The 17,464-nt window shown below is 35.2% G+C and carries 20 protein-coding genes; all 20 read left to right on the top strand.

Annotated elements, in window-relative coordinates:
* Positions 1 to 51: 51 nt before the first annotated feature.
* Positions 52 to 1,767: a phosphoenolpyruvate--protein phosphotransferase gene (ptsP, locus tag MUN42_RS04385; RefSeq protein ID WP_243343193.1), complete on the top strand. Its 1,716-nt coding sequence runs from the start codon at positions 52 to 54 to the stop codon at positions 1,765 to 1,767.
* Complete coding sequence (locus MUN42_RS04380; RefSeq protein WP_243343191.1) at positions 1,751 to 2,644, top strand: kanamycin kinase; 894 nt, start codon at positions 1,751 to 1,753, stop codon at positions 2,642 to 2,644. Before ptsP ends, MUN42_RS04380 begins: the two co-directional genes overlap by 17 nt.
* A gap of 116 nt (positions 2,645 to 2,760) precedes the next feature.
* A complete protein-coding gene (locus tag MUN42_RS04375) occupies positions 2,761 to 3,597 on the top strand; it encodes a YitT family protein (RefSeq protein WP_243343189.1) in 837 nt (278 codons plus the stop codon).
* Positions 3,598 to 3,846: 249 nt separating this feature from the next.
* The gene (locus MUN42_RS04370; RefSeq protein ID WP_243343186.1) at positions 3,847 to 4,419 is read left to right on the top strand and encodes an RNA-binding protein; all 573 of its coding nucleotides are present in this window, start codon (positions 3,847 to 3,849) and stop codon (positions 4,417 to 4,419) included.
* Positions 4,416 to 5,159, top strand: coding sequence for a peptidylprolyl isomerase (locus MUN42_RS04365; protein WP_243343184.1), 744 nt, complete (start codon positions 4,416 to 4,418; stop codon positions 5,157 to 5,159). The genes MUN42_RS04370 and MUN42_RS04365 overlap by 4 nt, the downstream gene beginning before the upstream one ends.
* Positions 5,160 to 5,167: 8 nt before the next feature.
* Positions 5,168 to 6,544, top strand: a complete 1,377-nt coding sequence (locus tag MUN42_RS04360) for a hypothetical protein (protein ID WP_243343182.1) — start codon at positions 5,168 to 5,170, stop codon at positions 6,542 to 6,544.
* Positions 6,545 to 6,557: 13 nt separating this feature from the next.
* Positions 6,558 to 6,914, top strand: a complete 357-nt coding sequence (locus MUN42_RS04355) for a DUF1292 domain-containing protein (protein WP_243343181.1) — start codon at positions 6,558 to 6,560, stop codon at positions 6,912 to 6,914.
* Complete coding sequence (locus MUN42_RS04350) at positions 6,907 to 7,854, top strand: TIGR01212 family radical SAM protein (protein WP_243343180.1); 948 nt, start codon at positions 6,907 to 6,909, stop codon at positions 7,852 to 7,854. The genes MUN42_RS04355 and MUN42_RS04350 overlap by 8 nt, the downstream gene beginning before the upstream one ends.
* Before the next feature lie 2 nt (positions 7,855 to 7,856).
* The gene (locus MUN42_RS04345) at positions 7,857 to 8,285 is read left to right on the top strand and encodes a hypothetical protein (protein ID WP_243343179.1); all 429 of its coding nucleotides are present in this window, start codon (positions 7,857 to 7,859) and stop codon (positions 8,283 to 8,285) included.
* A gap of 33 nt (positions 8,286 to 8,318) precedes the next feature.
* Positions 8,319 to 8,864, top strand: a complete 546-nt coding sequence (locus MUN42_RS04340) for a DUF6648 family protein (protein WP_243343178.1) — start codon at positions 8,319 to 8,321, stop codon at positions 8,862 to 8,864.
* 2 nt (positions 8,865 to 8,866) lie between these two features.
* Entirely contained in the window at positions 8,867 to 9,823 is a 957-nt protein-coding gene (locus MUN42_RS04335; RefSeq protein ID WP_243343177.1) for an RluA family pseudouridine synthase, read from the top strand.
* 1 nt (position 9,824) lies between these two features.
* Complete coding sequence (locus tag MUN42_RS04330; protein ID WP_243343176.1) at positions 9,825 to 10,724, top strand: ROK family protein; 900 nt, start codon at positions 9,825 to 9,827, stop codon at positions 10,722 to 10,724.
* Complete coding sequence (locus MUN42_RS04325) at positions 10,714 to 11,412, top strand: response regulator transcription factor (protein ID WP_243343175.1); 699 nt, start codon at positions 10,714 to 10,716, stop codon at positions 11,410 to 11,412. Before MUN42_RS04330 ends, MUN42_RS04325 begins: the two co-directional genes overlap by 11 nt.
* On the top strand, positions 11,403 to 12,878 hold the full coding sequence (locus MUN42_RS04320; protein WP_243343174.1) for an ATP-binding protein: 1,476 nt from the start codon (positions 11,403 to 11,405) through the stop codon (positions 12,876 to 12,878). The genes MUN42_RS04325 and MUN42_RS04320 overlap by 10 nt, the downstream gene beginning before the upstream one ends.
* Positions 12,862 to 14,349: a hypothetical protein gene (locus MUN42_RS04315; RefSeq protein WP_243343173.1), complete on the top strand. Its 1,488-nt coding sequence runs from the start codon at positions 12,862 to 12,864 to the stop codon at positions 14,347 to 14,349. The genes MUN42_RS04320 and MUN42_RS04315 overlap by 17 nt, the downstream gene beginning before the upstream one ends.
* 59 nt (positions 14,350 to 14,408) lie before the next feature.
* Positions 14,409 to 14,981 (top strand): RdgB/HAM1 family non-canonical purine NTP pyrophosphatase, encoded by a 573-nt coding sequence (gene rdgB / locus MUN42_RS04310; RefSeq protein ID WP_243343172.1) that lies wholly within the window; start codon positions 14,409 to 14,411, stop codon positions 14,979 to 14,981.
* Between the two features lie 2 nt (positions 14,982 to 14,983).
* On the top strand, positions 14,984 to 15,454 hold the full coding sequence (locus MUN42_RS04305) for a metallophosphoesterase (RefSeq protein ID WP_243343171.1): 471 nt from the start codon (positions 14,984 to 14,986) through the stop codon (positions 15,452 to 15,454).
* 10 nt (positions 15,455 to 15,464) lie between these two features.
* Positions 15,465 to 15,896, top strand: a complete 432-nt coding sequence (locus tag MUN42_RS04300; RefSeq protein WP_243343170.1) for a hypothetical protein — start codon at positions 15,465 to 15,467, stop codon at positions 15,894 to 15,896.
* 2 nt (positions 15,897 to 15,898) lie between these two features.
* Positions 15,899 to 16,639 carry an HAD-IB family hydrolase gene (locus MUN42_RS04295; protein WP_243343169.1) on the top strand — a complete coding sequence of 247 codons (741 nt, stop codon included), beginning with the start codon at positions 15,899 to 15,901 and terminating at the stop codon, positions 16,637 to 16,639.
* A gap of 95 nt (positions 16,640 to 16,734) precedes the next feature.
* On the top strand, positions 16,735 to 17,448 hold the full coding sequence (locus MUN42_RS04290) for a hypothetical protein (RefSeq protein WP_243343168.1): 714 nt from the start codon (positions 16,735 to 16,737) through the stop codon (positions 17,446 to 17,448).
* Positions 17,449 to 17,464: the final 16 nt, after the last annotated feature.

Raw genomic sequence — 17,464 nt, 5'->3', positions numbered from 1 at the left:
GGAAAAGGGATGCTAGTTTAGTGTCCTTTTTTTTATAAAGGAGTATTAATAATGACTGAAAGATATGAAGGATTGAAGGCAAGCTCTGGAATAGCCATAGGTAATATTTACCTGTTTACAAGAGAAGAAATAGTTGTAGATAATACAAAAATAGAAGAAAACGCTGTAGAAACTGAGTTTCAAAGGGTAAAAGAATCTATCCAATCATATATAGATGACCTATCAAAACTTATGGGCCAAAGTGAAACCCAAGCAAACATAGCACTCGCACACACAGAATTACTACAAGATCCATATTTTACAGATACTATCGAGTCTAAGATAACCAAGGATCTTAAAAATGCAGAACTTGCACTAGATGAAACCATCAAAGAAATGGTTGAAACAATGAGCCAAATAGACGATGACTACCTAAGAGAGAGGGCATCAGACTATAAGGATATAGGCCTACAAGTTATGTATAAGCTAAAGGGCATAAAGGCCAAGGACCTTTCTAACCTAGACGAGGGTTCTATAGTTATTGCAGAAGAGTTAACTCCTTCAGATACATCAAATATGAACAAGAAGGCAGTAGTTGGCTTTGCTACAGACCTAGGTGGTAAGACTAGTCATACCTCAATCATAGCTCAAACCCTAGACCTACCTGCCCTAGTTGGAATGGGAGATATTTCTAAAAAAGTTAAGGGTGGAGAAGTTTCTATAATTGATAGTAATGAAGGTATCCTTATTATTAACCCAACTGATGAAGAGATTGAAACTTATAAGAAGCTAATAGCAGAAGAAAAAGACCGTAAGGAAAGACTAAAAACCCTTAAGGATAGTAAGGCTATAACTACAGATGGCAAGAAGATTGAAGTAAGTGCCAATATAGGAAATATAGAAGACCTAAAAATTGCCATCGAAAATGGTTGTGATGGGGTTGGACTATTTAGAACTGAGTTTTTATATATGCAAAGCTCAGACTTCCCAACAGAAGACTACCAATTTGAAGTATATAAAGAAGCGACAGAACTTCTTGGAGATAAGCCACTTATAGTAAGAACCCTAGATATCGGTGGGGATAAGGGACTTGATTACTTTGACTTCCCTAAGGAAGATAACCCATTCCTAGGCTATAGGGCTATTAGACTTTGCCTGGATAAGGTTTCTATGTTCAAAGACCAACTAAGAGCCTTAGTGAGGGCAAGTGCCTACGGTAACCTAAAAATAATGGTGCCATTTGTAATTAGTCCTAGCGAGCTTAAAAAAGTTCGTGAATTAGTTGAAGAGATTAAAAAAGACTTAGACGATAAGGGCATAGCTTATAATAAGGACCTTGATATAGGAATAATGGTAGAAACTCCTGCAGCAGTTCTTATGGCAGATAAGTTTATAAAATATGCTGACTTCTTCTCAATAGGAACCAACGACCTAACCCAATACACCTTGTCTGTAGATAGGGGAAATGATAATATAGCCAACCTATATTCTAACTATAACCCAGCAGTCCTAAGGGCTATCAAGCACGTAATTGATGTAAGTCATGAAGCTGGCAAGTGGACAGGCATGTGTGGAGCCTTTGCATCAGATACAGAAGCTACTAAACTCCTACTTGGCCTAGGCTTGGATGAATTCTCAGGATCAAGTGCCAAAATTGCAGAAATCAAAGATATAGTGATGAGATCTAGCACAGAAGTAGAAGCAGAATTTGCCAACAAGGTCCTAGACCTAGAAGAAACTGATGAAGTAGAAAAATATGTAAGTGACTATAATGAACAAAACTTATGATTTCTTGAACCATATAGAAATTTTTAGTAAAGAAGGATCCATTAAGGATGTAGAAAAACTAGCTGATGATAAGCTAAAAATAACTACGTCTGATGGCTTGGCCTACGCCTTATCCCTCTACGATATAGATAGGCATGTGGATATAAGTTCTGAAAATTTTATCCAAGAAAGATTTAGAGATATTGGACTAGATAGCCTTAAGATTTATGAAGAGGGAATCCTACCGGATGTAAAGAAGTCCTACAAAGTCTTTTCCTACAGGGATGAGCTTTCACTCAGGGACTTTTTAACAAGTTCTAGTAGGGATGAGGCCTACAAGCTTGGCCATGACTTTGGGGAAATATTAAAAAAGCTCCACCAAACTAGGAGTCACAATAGTATAGACTGGGAGAAGGACTTTCTAACAAAGACCAATTATCTATTTTATATGCATGGACTTTCTGATAAGAAAACAGATAAAGACTATATCATAATTGACCATATAAGAGATAATATCCATCTTACAAAATCGACCCCTATTAATTTACTCTACGGTAATATTTCTGATAAAAATATTAGAGTTTATGGTGATAGTAACTTAGACCTTAGAGGTATCAAAGAAATTAAACTAGGTGATGGAATTTTTGATTTTGTTGATATAAATAGGATTGCCATCGATTTTCCTGACTTTGCCAAGGGGACCTTAAAGGGATATCTAGATGACGAGAAGCCAGGTAAAAAGTTCTTTAGGCTTCTTAGTCTATACCAGGCTTATGTTATTTTATATAGCAATATCTTGGGTTCTGATACTGAGTTTTATCTTGACCAAGCACAAAGAGAGAGTGTAAATAAGATGTACGATAATTTTAATGAAATTGTACCATCTTGGGCTAAATAAATGAGCTCTTGCCTGAAGCAAGTAAGTTTTGGGCAAGAGTTTTTATTTATTTAATGAAAACATTGAATATAAAGATATTATGTGATACTATTTTATTAGGTAAAAGGAGGATTGGTATGAAAAAATATTTGTCAATTTTTCTGGGAACATTTATATTATCGGTTGGTTTGTACTTCTTTTTGATACAGCAGGATATAGCAGCTGGTGGAATTTCGGGACTTTCTCTAATTATATCCGTTGCCATACCTTGGCTTAGTCTTGGATTTATAAACCTCTGTTTGAACTTACTAGTAGTTATATTGGGAATAATAGTACTGGGTTTTGATTTTGCCAAAAAATCTTTATTTGGCTCTCTTTCATTATCAGGCCTCCTAATAGTTTTTGAAAATTTATTCCCTGATACAATCTTGACTCAAGATAAGACAGTTAGTTTGATCTTGGGTGGGATAATTATGAGCTTGGGCCTATCAATTATATTCTACCAAGGGGCTTCAACCGGTGGTACTGATGTAATTGCCTCAATACTAAAGAAGCTAACCAATCTTCCAATTCATATAAGTATGTTTTTGGCAGATATTACAGTTGTATGCTTGTCTGTTATAGTATTAGGTGTTGAAAATGCCTTATATGCAGGCCTTGCTATCCTTATTCAGAGTCTTGGTATAGATTACTTTATCCAAGGTTTTGGAAGAAAGATTGCAATTTATATTATTTCAGACAATTATATAGAAATAAATAAGATGTTAATAAATAAATATCAAAGAGGTGTTACCTTGCTTGAAGCAGAAGGAGGATACTCTTTTGAGGATAAGAAGGTCATAATGACTGTTACCCCTGTTAGAAATTATCCTCGTATGGAGGCAGATATTTTGAAGATTGATGAAAATGCCTTTATCTTTAACTTCCAAGTTTCACAAGTTTTGGGTAGGGGATTTACCTTTGATATAGAGTAGGAGAAAATTATTAAAGACTTTACTATTAAACGAATTAGCAAAAACAAGGTATATCTAAAAACTAAGTTTGGAGATGCTGTTATAGACAAAAAAGAAATCCATGGAAGAAACATTGGAGATAGGATTAAGGCTCTTATATACCAGGATACTGGTCAAGTAATAAGGGCGAGCTCCAACTTTCCCTATGAGATTGGTAAAATTTATTCCCTAAGGGCAACTTCTATTGATAAGAAGGGTGTCTTCTTTGAGATGGAGGATAAGAAGCATATCTTTATGCCTTTTTCTGAGAGGACCTACAAGGTGATGGTGGACATGACCTATCCTGTAACCTTTAAGGAAGATGGTGATGGCTATGTCTTCCTATCATCTAAGATTAGATCTTTACTAAGTAATGACCATTCCTATGAAGAAAATGATGAAGTATCCGGTAGAATCTATTCAATTAATAAGTCTATAGGTGCCTTCGTAGCCATTGACAATAAGTATGATAGTCTTCTGAGAATAAAGGAACTTGGAGGAGTCCATGTCGAAGGAGAACTAGTCCACGCCAGGGTCAAAAATGTAAAGGCTGATGGCAAAATTGAGCTATCTCTTAGACAAAGATCCTACTTAGAAATGGATAATGATTGTGATATAATCCTAGATAGCCTCTACGAAAATGATGGAGTCCTTAGGCTATCTGATAAGTCAAAACCAGAGACCATATACAGGTATTTTGCTATAAGTAAGTCAGCCTTTAAGAGGGCTATAGGTAGGCTTTACAAGGATGGCTATATAAATATTTATGATGACAGAATAGAATTGAAAGAGGGTAAAAAATGAGTGAAGATAAAGTTATTGCAGAAGTTGAAGGTAAAAAAATTTATAAGAATGATGTTTACAATGTCCTATCAGGAATTGAGAACAACCAAAGCCTTCAAAGTGAAGAGGGCTTCAATGCCTTGGCAGATGAGATAGTTAACCAAGAAATTCTCTTAAACGATGCCTACAAGAATAAACTAGACCAAGACGAAGAATTTACATCTGAGCTTGATAGGGTAAAAAATTCTATGCTTATAAACTATATCATGCACAAAATATTTGAAGGGGTCGAGATTAGTGAAGAAGAAACTATAAAATATTATGAAGACCACAAGGATACCTTAAATCCACAAACTCTATATGAAGCAAGCCACATCTTAGTTCACGACCTAGAAGAGGCTAAGTCAATCAAGGAAGAAATTGATAAGGGACTTGACTTCAAGGAAGCAGCTAAGAAGTATTCAATCGACCCATCCAAGGAAAATGGAGGAGACCTTGGCAAATTCCCTAAGGGAGTCATGGTAAAAGAATTCCAAGATGGACTTGATTCAATAGAGATAGGCCAAGTATCAGAACCTGTTAAGTCCCAATTTGGTTACCACATAATTAAGCTACACAATATAGAAAATGTAGAAGAATATAGCTATGATGAGATAAAAGACCAAGTTAAACAAAGACTAGTAATGGCAAAGAGACAAGAAGCCTACCTAGCTAAGGTAAAAAAAGCAAGCAAGGATGTTGACGTTAAGAAGTACTACTAGGAATAATTATGGATTATATCAAACAAAGTAATAATCTAAATTCTTATATAAATTGCCTTAAAAATTACAAGGGGAGTAGTCTGATCTTAGAAGATTTTCTGGCCTTTATAATTAAAAAAGCTAACGAAAAATCTTTGGAGATTGTAAGGTCGGATTCCTTCCTTTACATAAAAAATGGTCATAGTCCCAAAGCCATCTTCCACATAAATATTGAGTACAACAAGGAAAAGGAAGAATTCAAAATTTCGGATAATGAAAAAATTTGTTTTGAAGGGATAGGCTCTTCCATCAATCTTGTAGGAAATCTTTTTGTAATCTACTACCTGCTTGCTAATTCAAAAGAAGATTTCGATGTCCTTATTTCATCAATATCAATCCATGATGTTGATGGTAGGCCTAGAGATGAGCTTAAAAAGGTTTTGAGGAGTGAAAATGTAATCAACCTCAACCTAAAACAGGGAGAAACTATAGCCAATGAATTTTCTGCCCTAAAACTCTTCTTAAATCAAGTTAGGGTCAAGAGATTTGTCCCCGACTACGATTATCTATCTTATAGGATATCCTTGGGTGGACTAAGTGGAGGAGAGGCTGGTCATGAAATTGATAAGGTAAAGCTTAATTCTATCAAGTTGATTTTAAGCATTATTAGAAAGATTAAGGCTGTAGTTGACCTTGATATAATATCTATTACCGGAGGCTCAACCTATGACTATATTCCATCAGAAGCCTACGCTGATTTTATTATTAAGAGCGACTATGAAGGTGAAATCGAAAAGGTATTTGACCTAGTAAAAAATGAAATTATAGAGAAGAATCTCAAGTACGATCCTGATATGAAAATATATCTAGGAAAGTTAGATAAGATAAAACTTATGCCTATAACGAATGAGTCCTTTAACCACCTGGCATCCTTTGTGGAATTAATCCCTAATGGAACAGTATTTGTGAACTCTTTAGATGACCAGTTGGTTTCATCAAGTAATCTCGCTTCAGTTAGGTCCCTTAAGAATTATGTCAACATGATCTTAGTTGTAAGGTCCTTATCTGAAGAAAGTATGAAGTCCATGGTTGATAAAACTAGTCTTGCCTCACAAATTTCATCATCTATCCTGGTTGAGAAGTACTATATCAAGAAGTGGTCCAATCCTGATAGCTATTTAAAAGATATATTTTTGAAGTCTTACAGGGAGATTTTTGATAGGGATATGCGACTGATAAATACCCAATACAGTCTCTATGGTTCGATAATGTTTTCAGATTTACCAGTGAAAATAATCTCTCTTGGGGTAAAATATAAGAAAGGAGACAAGGTCTATACGGTAAGTTATGAAGATTTAGTTAATCTCATTTCTTTGCTAGAAAGGGCTTTGTATAATCTAAATTAAGTTAGGAGAACAAATGGCAGAAAAGTTTAATCTAGAAGGTCATGAAGTTGAATTTGGAAAAAATGAGGGCAAGGCCATAATTGAAATCGGTTTTGATGAAAATACCGACCAATGTTACCTAGTCGACATATTTACAGTTGATGAAACAGATTATGTAGCTTTACTTTCTGAAGATAGTGAACAAATTTACCTATTCTATTATAAGGATGACTTTGATAATGATGAGGTAAATTTAGAATTTATACAAGATGAAGAAGAAATGGATCAGGTTTACCATCTATTCAGTCATTACTGGGATGAAGAGGCACTTGATAATTTAGTTAGTGATTATGAAGCAGATATGGATAGTGATGATCATATAGATGACTAAGATCCCATATTATCCAGTTAGTGAGTATTATAAGGATACTTACAAGGAAAAGATATACAAACTTCCTATCAAACTATCCCTTACTTGTCCCAATAGAGATGGGCAGGCAGGATACGGGGGCTGTATTTTTTGTAGTGAATCAGGTGGTTCCTTTGAAAATTTACCATCCTATATGACAGTTTCTGACCAACTTGATACAAATAGAGCCTACATAGGTAAGAGGTATAAGGCAAATAAATTTATAGCTTATTTTCAAAACTTTTCTAATACCTATATGTCCCTGGATGACTTCAAGGAAGTTGTGAAGGCTTGTGATAAGGACTATATAGTAGGAATAGCTATTTCAACTAGGTCTGACTGTATAAGTACTGATAAGTTAGAATTCTTAAAGGACTTTAGAGAAAAGACTGGTATAGACATTACTATCGAATTAGGACTTCAAACAGCAAATTATAGGACCCTAGATATTTTAAATAGGGGAGAATCCCTGGCGGATTTTATCTGGGCAGTAACAGAGATTAACAAGTATGACTTTAGGGTATGTGCCCATCTTATCTTATCCCTCCCTTGGGATGATGACAGAGATATAATAGAGTCTGCTAGAATCCTAAATGCTCTAGGGGTCAAGGAAGTCAAACTTCATTCCTTGTATGTAGTGAAGGGAACTAAACTTGCAGATATGTATGCCGATGATAAAATTCAGATGATAAGCAAAAGAGAATATCAAAAGAACGTAATAACGTTTTTAAGATATATAGATGAAGATACTGCCATAGCAAGGCTTTTAGGCAGGGCACCAGAGGACGAAACTATATTTTGTAACTGGGATTCATCTTGGTGGTCTATCCGTGATGAGATTATTTCCTATATGGATGATCGCCAAATTAAACAAGGTGATAAGAGCAAAAGAAAAAAATTTGATAAAATAAAGGGGGAATAAAAATGATTTATTTAGTAGTTGGAGAACAAGGTGTTGGTAAGACAAAATATTTAGTAGATGATGCTAACAAGGAAAAAGAAAAGGGAAACAACAATATAGTTTTCATCGACACAGATGATGATCAAATAAGCACACTTGATCACAAGATTAGACTTATCAATGCAGCTAGCTACAAGGTTCACAGTGTAGATGGCCTTCTAGGATTTGTGGGAGGAATTCTAGCTCGTGACTATGATATAGGAAAGATTTACATCGATGGAATTTATGATGTAGTAGATGTAAACTCTGATAATATTGAAGAAATTGCTCAAAGGCTAAACAATTTATCTGAGTACTCAAAATCAGATATTTACTTAGGACTAGATTGGGAGATGGCAGAGGTTCCAGACTCACTAGATGCTGAAATCATTGAGCTTAAACTAGAAAATTAGTTACGACCGTCTCAGTTGAGGCGGTTTTTTGTTATGAATATAGAAGATAGTAAATTAGAAATTTTTGAAAAGTGGAGAAAGGAATCTATTGACTTATTAGATAAGGCAGAAATAAGTAAGGATGAGTTCCTATCTTTAAACTATGATTTTTTTGTAAAACTTGGTCTTAAGCCTTTTTCTAAGATAAGTACCCTTAGCCAGGCTATTTTCAACTACCAATACTATAATGTCATGGCCAAAAAAAGTAATTGTGAAGCCAAGTCCTATTTGAATTCCAAGAAAAAGAAGAAGTACTACAATAAATTGATTAATGATAGGGAAAATTATTATTACCTCAAGGACCTTGCAACTAATAGGTTGTTGGAATTATTAGATTATAAAAATGTTGATTGCTATTACATAAATTTAAAATCCAAGAGGCTATCAGGCTTCATTTATGAAATCAATGTTTTAGACAGGGATAGGCTTGTCCTCCACAGTAAAAACAAAAAAATACTAGAGAAACTTAAAGAAAAAAAGTGCTTCTGTGAAGATCAACGCACTAGTGTAATAGATTCTTATGTTAATAAGTCGTATTAGTTATGATAGAAATTGTAATTAGTGGAAATGATGGAAATCAAAGGTTTGATAGGTTTTTGAGAAAGTACCTAGAAAACGCACCTCTTTCACTTATCCAAAAAAATATTAGAAAAAAGAACTTTAAAATAAATGACAAAAGAGCCAAAAACGATGACTTTGTCTACCCAGGCGATAGAGTTAAGATGTATATTAGCGATGAGGACTACAAGAAGTGGCTTAGAAAAACTGACTACAAGTCATCAGACTTTGACCTAGATATAGTCTATGAAGATGAAAATATCATCATTATGGACAAAAAAGAAGGCCTCTTGACCCATTCATCATCCAGAAAGGACTATGGAAATAACCTGGTAGATCAAATGACTTCCTACCTCTATAAGACTGGCAAGGTGGATAGGTCGGATATAACCTTTAGACCAGCTGTTGTAAATAGGCTAGATAGGAATACCCAAGGGCTTGTAATAGGAGCCAAGAATGCACCTGCCTTAAGGTCATTAAACAAGGCAATCAAGGAAAACAAGGTTGATAAATATTATCTTACAATAGTATCTGGTAAAATTACCAGGGACTTTGATGTAGAAAGCACAATCGGAAAAAACGTAAATAAAAACAAGGTTAAGGCTCAAAAGTCTGGCAAAGCCATAAAAACTTATTTTAGGCCCCTTGAAACAAATGGAAAATACACTCTCTTAGAGTGTAGGCTAGATACTGGAAGGACCCATCAAATAAGATTTTCCCTAAGAGAGAATAATACACCAATAATTGGAGATAGGAAATATGGACTAAGGGAAGTCAATGATAAGTTTAAGGACCTAGGTATCAACAACCAAATTCTACTAGCCTACAAGCTTGTATTTGGTAAGGTAGAAGGCCTTGAATACCTTGAGGGCAAGGAATTTATGTCTAATAAGCAGAAAAGTATTTATGAGCTAAAAGATGTTATTTTTAAAAGGAGTTAACATGAAAAAAGTTATAGGAATTGATATAGGCGGAACCAAGATCAATGCCAGTTTGATAGATGAAGAAGGAAATATTATAGATAAAAAAGAAGTCCCTACACAGGCAGATAAGGGAAGGGATACTGTTCTTAATAATATCAAGGATGTAATTTATGCCCTTGACTATAAGGAAGCTGAAGCTATAGGCATAGGAACTCCAGGCTTTATAGATAGTGAAAATGGAATAGTAACCTTCGCTGGAAATATTAAGGGATGGACAGGACTTAACTTGAAGGAAACTGTTGAAAGCTTTGTTGACCTACCTGTTTTTGTAGAAAATGATGCTAATATTGCCCTAGTTGCTGAAAAATGGATAGGGGCTGCCAAGGATTATGATAATATTGTAATGATTACCCTAGGTACAGGACTTGGTGGAGCAGTTTATAGTGATGGTCAAATGCTAAGGGGTTCTAATTTCCAAGGAGCTGAGCTTGGCCATCTTATCCTCTATCCAGGCGGAAGGTCATGTACTTGTGGCCAAAATGGTTGTGCAGAAGCCTATTGTGCAGGATCTGCCCTAGGAAGAGAATATGAAGAAATCACAGGTAAAAAGTTATCTGGCAAGGAAGTCTTTGCCCTAGTAGATACTGATGATACAGCCAAAGAAGTCCTAGCCCACTATGAATCTAACCTAGGCCATTATTTAACAAGTATTAGAAATATCTTCGATCCACAAGTCATAGTAGTTGGTGGGGGAGTTATAGCCTCCAATGATATCTTCTGGGATGGAATGATTCAAAAGTTCAAGGAATATTGCAACAAACCAGAAACTGTTGATATAATTCCGGCTAAGTTTTTAAATAATGCTGGGGTTATCGGCGCAGCTAAGGTTGCCTTTGAAAGGATAAATAATGAAAAATAATAAAATTTTAATCGTTGATGATGAAGACCCAATTAGACAGTTTATAAAAATAAACCTTGATTACCAAGGATATACTACCTTGGAAGCTGCTAGTGGGGAAGAGGCAATTAAAATTTTTGAAGAAGAAAGACCAGCGGTAGCTATTTTGGATATCATGCTACCAGGGATTTCAGGCTATGAAGTCTGTGAGAGAATAAGGAGCAGGTCGCCTATGACTGGAATTATTATGGTATCAGCCAAGAGCCAAGATATAGATAAGATACTAGGCCTAGATAAGGGAGCTGATGACTATATTATTAAACCCTTTAATCCTCAAGAACTCTTGCTTAGGGTAAGGTCCCTTATGAGGAGGGTTAACTTAACCCAAGTCCAAGATGAAAAAGAGAATAAGGACTCTATAAGTGATGGGCCTTTTGTACTTGATATCTACTCCAAAACCTTTTACAAAAATAACGAAGAGATTGATGTAACTCCAACAGAGTTTACTATCCTCCAAAATTTTGTGAAGAATAAGGGCAAGGCTATGTCAAGAGAAGAGATAATGAAGGCCACCTGGGGAGAAGATGTAACCAATGATACCAAGATAGTAGATGTAAACATCAGAAGGATTAGAGCGAAGATAGAGGATAATCCTGCCAAGCCTGAATATATAGAAACAGTTTGGGGAACAGGTTATAGATGGAAATAAATACAAGTGAAAATTTTCTAGCTAAAGAGGACATATCCTATAACAATGATGGGCATAATTCATCTATCAAATCTACCTTGATTATGATAATTATGGGCTTTGTGGTTACTATTGTTATAGGATTTGAAATTTTTTCTTACACATCAATTAAATATTATTATGAATCTGCCTTGACTGATTCTATGAAAAACCAAGCCAACATAAACCAGTTTCAATTTTCCAATTATATGAATAGGTACGACCTATCGGAAATAATTATTGGTGATAAGAACTTATTTTATAGGCAAAATGAAACTCAGGTTCAAATCTTGGATAATTCAGGCAAGGTTCTTTTTGACAGTTTGGCATCAGACTATGTCGGTAGAAAACTAGAATCGACTGATGTAATTGCTGCTATAGAAGGAAAACAGGCCTTTTTTAGAACAGAGAGGCAAGATACTGGCGAAAGGGTAGTTTCTCTATCATATCCACTCTTATCATCTGACCAACATATTGGAATTATAAGGCTAACATCCTCTAGGGAGAAGGTCTTTGAGAGGGTTAGGGCTGATATGTTTTGGTATATCCTATTTGGTCTTATAGTGATCGGATCAGCCCTTGCGCTAGCTTTCTTTGCGGCTTCAAGATTTATTAGGCCGATTAATGAACTTATAAAGGTTAGTGAGAAGTTTGCCCAAGGCGATTATATGGTAAAGGCAAAGATCGAGGGCAATAACGAAATATCTGAGCTAGCGTATACCCTCAATTCTCTTAGCGAAAATATAATCAAAAGGGAAGATATGAAAAATGAATTTATCTCCTCAGTATCCCACGAGCTTAGGACGCCACTTACCTCTATAAAGGGTTGGGCTATAACTCTCCAGGCTCCAGAGATGCAAAAAAATGAGGATATGATGAACCAGGGCCTAAAAATCATAGAGGATGAGGGAGATAGACTCTCCATGATGGTTGAAGATCTTCTAGACTTTTCAAGGTTATTTTCTTCAAACTTCAAATATGATAAGGAAGTCCTAAATATAGTAGACCTAGTTAAGCAAGTCTATACTCAACTAAAACCTAGGACAGAAAGTTCTAATATTGACTTTGTCTTTACTTCAGTCTACAAGGAAATCCCAGTCTTTGCTGATAAGAGAAGGGTAAAGGAAGTATTTATCAATATAATTGACAATGCTATCAAGTTTAGCCATGAAGAGGGACGAATTGAAATCTTGGTTGACCAAGATGATGACGATGTCTCTATATCTGTTATAGATAATGGAGAGGGAATCAAGGAAGATGAGATAGCCTTTGTAGTATCCAAATTCTATAAGGGATCATCATCTAAGTCCCATACTGGTCTTGGTCTTTCTATTAGTGAAGAAATAGTTAAGGCCCATGGGGGTAGACTTGTTATAAAGAGTAAGTACACTGTTGGTACGACTGTAAGTGTAGTAATTCCGAGGTACGAAGATGAAAAAGATAAGTAAATATATCTTGCTAGGAATAGCCTTTATAATTCTTTCTTCCTGCTCATCTAAGGCACCAGAAGAATTAAATAGTCTTATTCAAAGACCCAAGCAAGGAGAGCTAAGTATCAAGGGGACCTGGCAGGTGGTAGACATTAGATATACTGATCCTAACAAAAAAGAAGATAGCATAGCCTTGGGAGATGAAATCTATATAGATAAAAATCTAGTTGCCATAGGAGATTCCTATGCCTTCCCACCAAACTTCTCATCAAAGTATGTCAACTTATCTAAATATCTTCAAAATCGAGGTTTCAAGGTTGACGATGTCGATGAAAAAGAAGAAGTAGTTATAGTTAATGCTTCCCAGGGTCAGCTTTTCTCCAAAGACTTCATAAAGATAACCAATAACCAGCTCCTTTTTATAGTAAATGATGCAGCTGTCATTATTACCAAGGTATCTGACCAAGTAGAGTCAAAGATAACAAACACCTATTCCAAAAGGGAAGCTAATGAGAGGTCAACTAATTCTCAGGGTGAAGAGGTAGCAGAAGATGTGGCTCTATTGCTGGGGGTCAGGGAGAGGATGGAAAATAGTATAGGGGATAACCTATATAACTACTACACCTACCTGATAGAAATAAACTATGATGAAGACATCTCCTATGAGAAGGCCTACAACATCTTTATAAAGGATAAGGAAGAATATTGGTCCATAAATGTAGATTCCAACAATATAACAGATAACTACGACCAAATTTTATCCTATCCTGCTAGAGTTAAGGAAAATCTAACAGAAGATAAGATCAAGGAAGCCTACTCCTTTAAGGATATAAATCTAAATATGAGGATAAATTACGTATCGCCTAATTATATCTCTATCGACTACACATCAATAGCTAATTCTAGCCCTATAACTAAGTACGCTATGGTCGATACTAAAAATATCAAGGATAGTCATTTCTTATCCTTAGAAGAATATACTGGTGAAGAAGACTCAGATTTGATATTTAGATCAAAGGTTATAGAAGAGGCGGGGCTAAGCTTTGACAATGTAAAAGATGAGGATATAAAGTTTGATAATACCAACTTTGGTATAGTTAGGGATATGGGTAATTGGCTCTTCCAATCTTCCGTATATAAGGGAAATGGAGATGACTTTTCACAAAAGTTCTTCCCTATGGAAATTGCCATAGGAAGTCAAATGATAAACAAAGCTTCAAACAAGGCCTCAATATCAAAAGACCAAGTGAAAAATCTAAATAGTCAGGCCAAGGATTACTATATACTACAAAATAACAAGTATATCTTAATCCAAACAGCAGATGAAATATTAATTCATGAAATAAATGAGGGACTGATGGACCCTAAGCCAATATTTTCAATACCAACTGTTAATTCTACCACTATAATTTCTATAGATGAGCAGTCGGGTGAGGATAGTGAATCTATAAAATCTGCCTTTAGTGACTATAATAAAATAATAGACTAGCACATATTTGATTTGACTAATATAGAAAAAATCTGTTATTATTTTTAGTAGGAGTATATATGGAATTATTATTTGCAAGCGGAAATAAAAATAAGGCTAGGGAAGTTAGAAACCTTCTTAATAGTCATAATGTTAAGATTCCAAGCGACTTTGGAATAGATAAGTTTGAAGTCGAAGAAGATGGAGAAACCCTAAGGGAAAATGCCTACAAAAAGGCAAAGGCCCTATACGATTTGACAAAGACAGATGTTTTTGCTGATGATACAGGATTATTTGTTGAGGCCCTTGGGGGAAGACCTGGAGTCCATGCCCACAGGTATGCAGGCCTCAATCCAACCGATTCAGATAATCGCAAGAAACTTTTATCTGAACTTCACGGTGTGGATGATAGGAGGGCTTCCTTTAAAACTACCATAGCCTATATTAATAAAAATGGAGAGACCTTCTATTTTGAAGGGGTCTTAGAGGGCTCTATTGGTCTTAGAGAAGTAGGGGAAAACAATTTTGGCTACGATAGCATCTTTATTCCTGAAGGATCTCAAAAGAGCCTAGCAGAAATCTCAAGTGACGAAAAGAATAAGATATCACATAGGTCAAGGGCAGTAGAAGAATTTAGGAAATTCTTGGACTAGCTATGAAGATTCTTGTAACAAGCGATACCCATGGTAGCTACGGTGCTATTAGTGATTATATAATCCTCCACGATGATATAGACCTATTAATCCATGCTGGTGATGGGGTAAGTGATGCTAAGAGCATAGCTTACGAAACGGGGATTAATTATTATGTGGTCAATGGCAATAATGATTATTTCGACCAGGCTTTCTATGATCAGGTAATTGATCTAGGGGGCAAGAAGATATTTTTGACCCATGGCCACCGCTATGATGTTTATTTTACCTATGACAAGATAATCGATAAGGCAAAGAGCCTCAAGTGTGATGTGGCTATTTTTGGTCACACTCACCAATATGTTAATGAAAAGAAAAATGGAATTTTGCTCCTAAACCCATCTTCACCAACCTTACCTAGGGATGGGAATGGGGGCTTTATAATCTTTGATATTGATGAAGATATAAAAGTAAATAGAATACTTATAAATTAAGGGAGGCCTTATGTCAGGTTTAATAGCTTTATTATCAGACTATTCATCTAGGCTTATGATTTTGCCTATAATTACTGCAATAGTAATTGCTATTACAGTATTATTACATTTTTTGACCCAAGGAAAGTTTATAAAATATATACCATCTTTAGTAATTGGATTTATTGCCCTTGGTATAGGGATATATGCCATTTTTAATTTTACTGGCTCATCTGGCTTAAGCTTTGCATGGATAGGTGTATTTTTGGGAACAAGCGCCCTTGTAGGATTGGCAACGGGATTTTTGATAGACCTCTTTGTTTCAATAAAAAATGACTACAAGGAAATTGAAGATAGCAACGATAATGGCTCCAAGTCTAGTAAAAGTAAAAAGGCAGAGCCATCTAAGAATAAACAAATAAATAAGAAGCAAAGACTTGCAACTAAGAATTATAGGAAATGATTATGACAAAGAGAGCAGCTTTTTTTGATATTGATGGTACACTTTTTAGAAATTCCCTCCTTATAGAGCATTTTCTAAAGCTAACCCAAGCTGGGATTTTAGATAAGTCCATTTGGACCAATGAAATAGGTCCCTTGTATGAAAAATACGAAAATAGGTCAGGTGCCTATGAAGATTACCTAGACAAGGCAGCCCTTGTTTACCAACATACTATGAAGGGCCTGGATAAGGAAATTATTTATAAGTATGGCGATATAGTCATCGAAGAAAATAAAAACAAGGTCTATATGGCAACAAGGAAGGCTGTGGAAAGGCATAGGGAAAATGGAGATATGATCTTCTTTATATCAGGATCTCCAAACTTCTTGGTAGATCAGTTCGCCAAATTTTACGGTGCAACAGAATCTATCTCAACAAATTATGTTTTTGATGAAAAAAATAAATTTACTGGTAAAGTAAATCCTATGTGGGATGGCAGGTCAAAGCTCTCTGCTATTATGGATCTAAATGAAAGATATGATTTAGACCTAGACAAGTCTTTTTCTTATGGGGACACAAATGGTGATATTACAATGTTTCAATCAGTAGGTCATCCATTTGCCATTAATCCAAGTTTTGAACTTATTGAGAAACTTTATTCGGATAAGGACCTTAGGGAGAAGGCCGCAATCATAATCGAGAGAAAAGATGTTAACTATACTTTTAAACTAAAAGATTTAATGGTGGATTTTAAAAAGTTTTAAGTTTTTAATTTTGCTAGATTATAAGAATTAAGATAAGCTTAGTTCTATGATTTAGTTTATGATAATAAATTACTTGTTAGTACAAAGGAAGAGTAATGAAGGCAAAGGTAAGTGAAGAATATCCAATAATAGAAAAATTAGAATATAAATTTTTGGTCGATGGAGATATCTACGCTTTAAATACGTTAATGTCTTTGTTACAAGATAAGAGATTTCTCTACTATTCCAAATCTTCTTTTTACATAAAAGATTATGTATTCAAAAACCTTAGGAAGTATTTTTGGAACCTTAGGGATATTGACCAAGTCATTGATTCCTTGGATAATTTGATAGGTCCCTACATCCATAGGTATGAGTATATAATCTCTATCAAGGCTCAGTACAAGGCCTTTAGGGATAAGAAGGCTATAGATAAGTTGGAGTATATCTTGGTTAAGGAATTTGGTATTGGCTTTTTAGTTGAGTCTACCAATCTATCCTACAACAGGCATGATCCAAGAATAGAAGCCATATCTCATGAAATCAAGAAAAATGTTTATGATGATAAGGACTTTGTAAGCGGACTAACAAGGGATGTAAAGGCCTTTAGCGACCAATGCATAAAGGATAAGATTTATAACATAGATACGACTACTGATAAGCAACTAAGCTTTGACCAATATTCTTATTACACTGAGGATATTACAAGTGGTCAATCAAAGAAAATGTATGACAAGACACTTACCTACCTCTACAAGGCGGTAGTTGATACCTCCGCCGAGTATTATTTTAGAGGACTTATTAGAGATGTTTTTAGGAGGTATCAATAGGGCTTAGGGCCCTTTT

This window comes from Anaerococcus sp. AGMB09787 (assembly GCF_022808955.1).
Classification (GTDB): Bacteria; Bacillota; Clostridia; order Tissierellales; family Peptoniphilaceae; genus Anaerococcus.
This window is presented reverse-complemented; position numbering and strand designations above follow the sequence as displayed.

Bases quoted from the DNA above. Each gene is read 5' to 3' on its own strand.
- MUN42_RS04335 (WP_243343177.1), top strand. From the start codon at position 8,867: ATGATAGAAATTGTAATTAGTGGAAATGATGGAAATCAAAGGTTTGAT.
- MUN42_RS04320 (WP_243343174.1), top strand. From the start codon at position 11,403: ATGGAAATAAATACAAGTGAAAATTTTCTAGCTAAAGAGGACATATCC.
- MUN42_RS04380 (WP_243343191.1), top strand. From the start codon at position 1,751: ATGAACAAAACTTATGATTTCTTGAACCATATAGAAATTTTTAGTAAA.
- MUN42_RS04305 (WP_243343171.1), top strand. From the start codon at position 14,984: ATGAAGATTCTTGTAACAAGCGATACCCATGGTAGCTACGGTGCTATT.
- MUN42_RS04340 (WP_243343178.1), top strand. From the start codon at position 8,319: ATGAATATAGAAGATAGTAAATTAGAAATTTTTGAAAAGTGGAGAAAG.
- MUN42_RS04365 (WP_243343184.1), top strand. From the start codon at position 4,416: ATGAGTGAAGATAAAGTTATTGCAGAAGTTGAAGGTAAAAAAATTTAT.
- MUN42_RS04295 (WP_243343169.1), top strand. From the start codon at position 15,899: ATGACAAAGAGAGCAGCTTTTTTTGATATTGATGGTACACTTTTTAGA.
- MUN42_RS04360 (WP_243343182.1), top strand. From the start codon at position 5,168: ATGGATTATATCAAACAAAGTAATAATCTAAATTCTTATATAAATTGC.
- MUN42_RS04350 (WP_243343180.1), top strand. From the start codon at position 6,907: ATGACTAAGATCCCATATTATCCAGTTAGTGAGTATTATAAGGATACT.
- MUN42_RS04355 (WP_243343181.1), top strand. From the start codon at position 6,558: ATGGCAGAAAAGTTTAATCTAGAAGGTCATGAAGTTGAATTTGGAAAA.
- MUN42_RS04325 (WP_243343175.1), top strand. From the start codon at position 10,714: ATGAAAAATAATAAAATTTTAATCGTTGATGATGAAGACCCAATTAGA.
- MUN42_RS04330 (WP_243343176.1), top strand. From the start codon at position 9,825: ATGAAAAAAGTTATAGGAATTGATATAGGCGGAACCAAGATCAATGCC.
- MUN42_RS04300 (WP_243343170.1), top strand. From the start codon at position 15,465: ATGTCAGGTTTAATAGCTTTATTATCAGACTATTCATCTAGGCTTATG.
- ptsP (WP_243343193.1), top strand. From the start codon at position 52: ATGACTGAAAGATATGAAGGATTGAAGGCAAGCTCTGGAATAGCCATA.
- MUN42_RS04345 (WP_243343179.1), top strand. From the start codon at position 7,857: ATGATTTATTTAGTAGTTGGAGAACAAGGTGTTGGTAAGACAAAATAT.
- MUN42_RS04370 (WP_243343186.1), top strand. From the start codon at position 3,847: ATGGAGGATAAGAAGCATATCTTTATGCCTTTTTCTGAGAGGACCTAC.
- MUN42_RS04375 (WP_243343189.1), top strand. From the start codon at position 2,761: ATGAAAAAATATTTGTCAATTTTTCTGGGAACATTTATATTATCGGTT.
- rdgB (WP_243343172.1), top strand. From the start codon at position 14,409: ATGGAATTATTATTTGCAAGCGGAAATAAAAATAAGGCTAGGGAAGTT.
- MUN42_RS04315 (WP_243343173.1), top strand. From the start codon at position 12,862: ATGAAAAAGATAAGTAAATATATCTTGCTAGGAATAGCCTTTATAATT.
- MUN42_RS04290 (WP_243343168.1), top strand. From the start codon at position 16,735: ATGAAGGCAAAGGTAAGTGAAGAATATCCAATAATAGAAAAATTAGAA.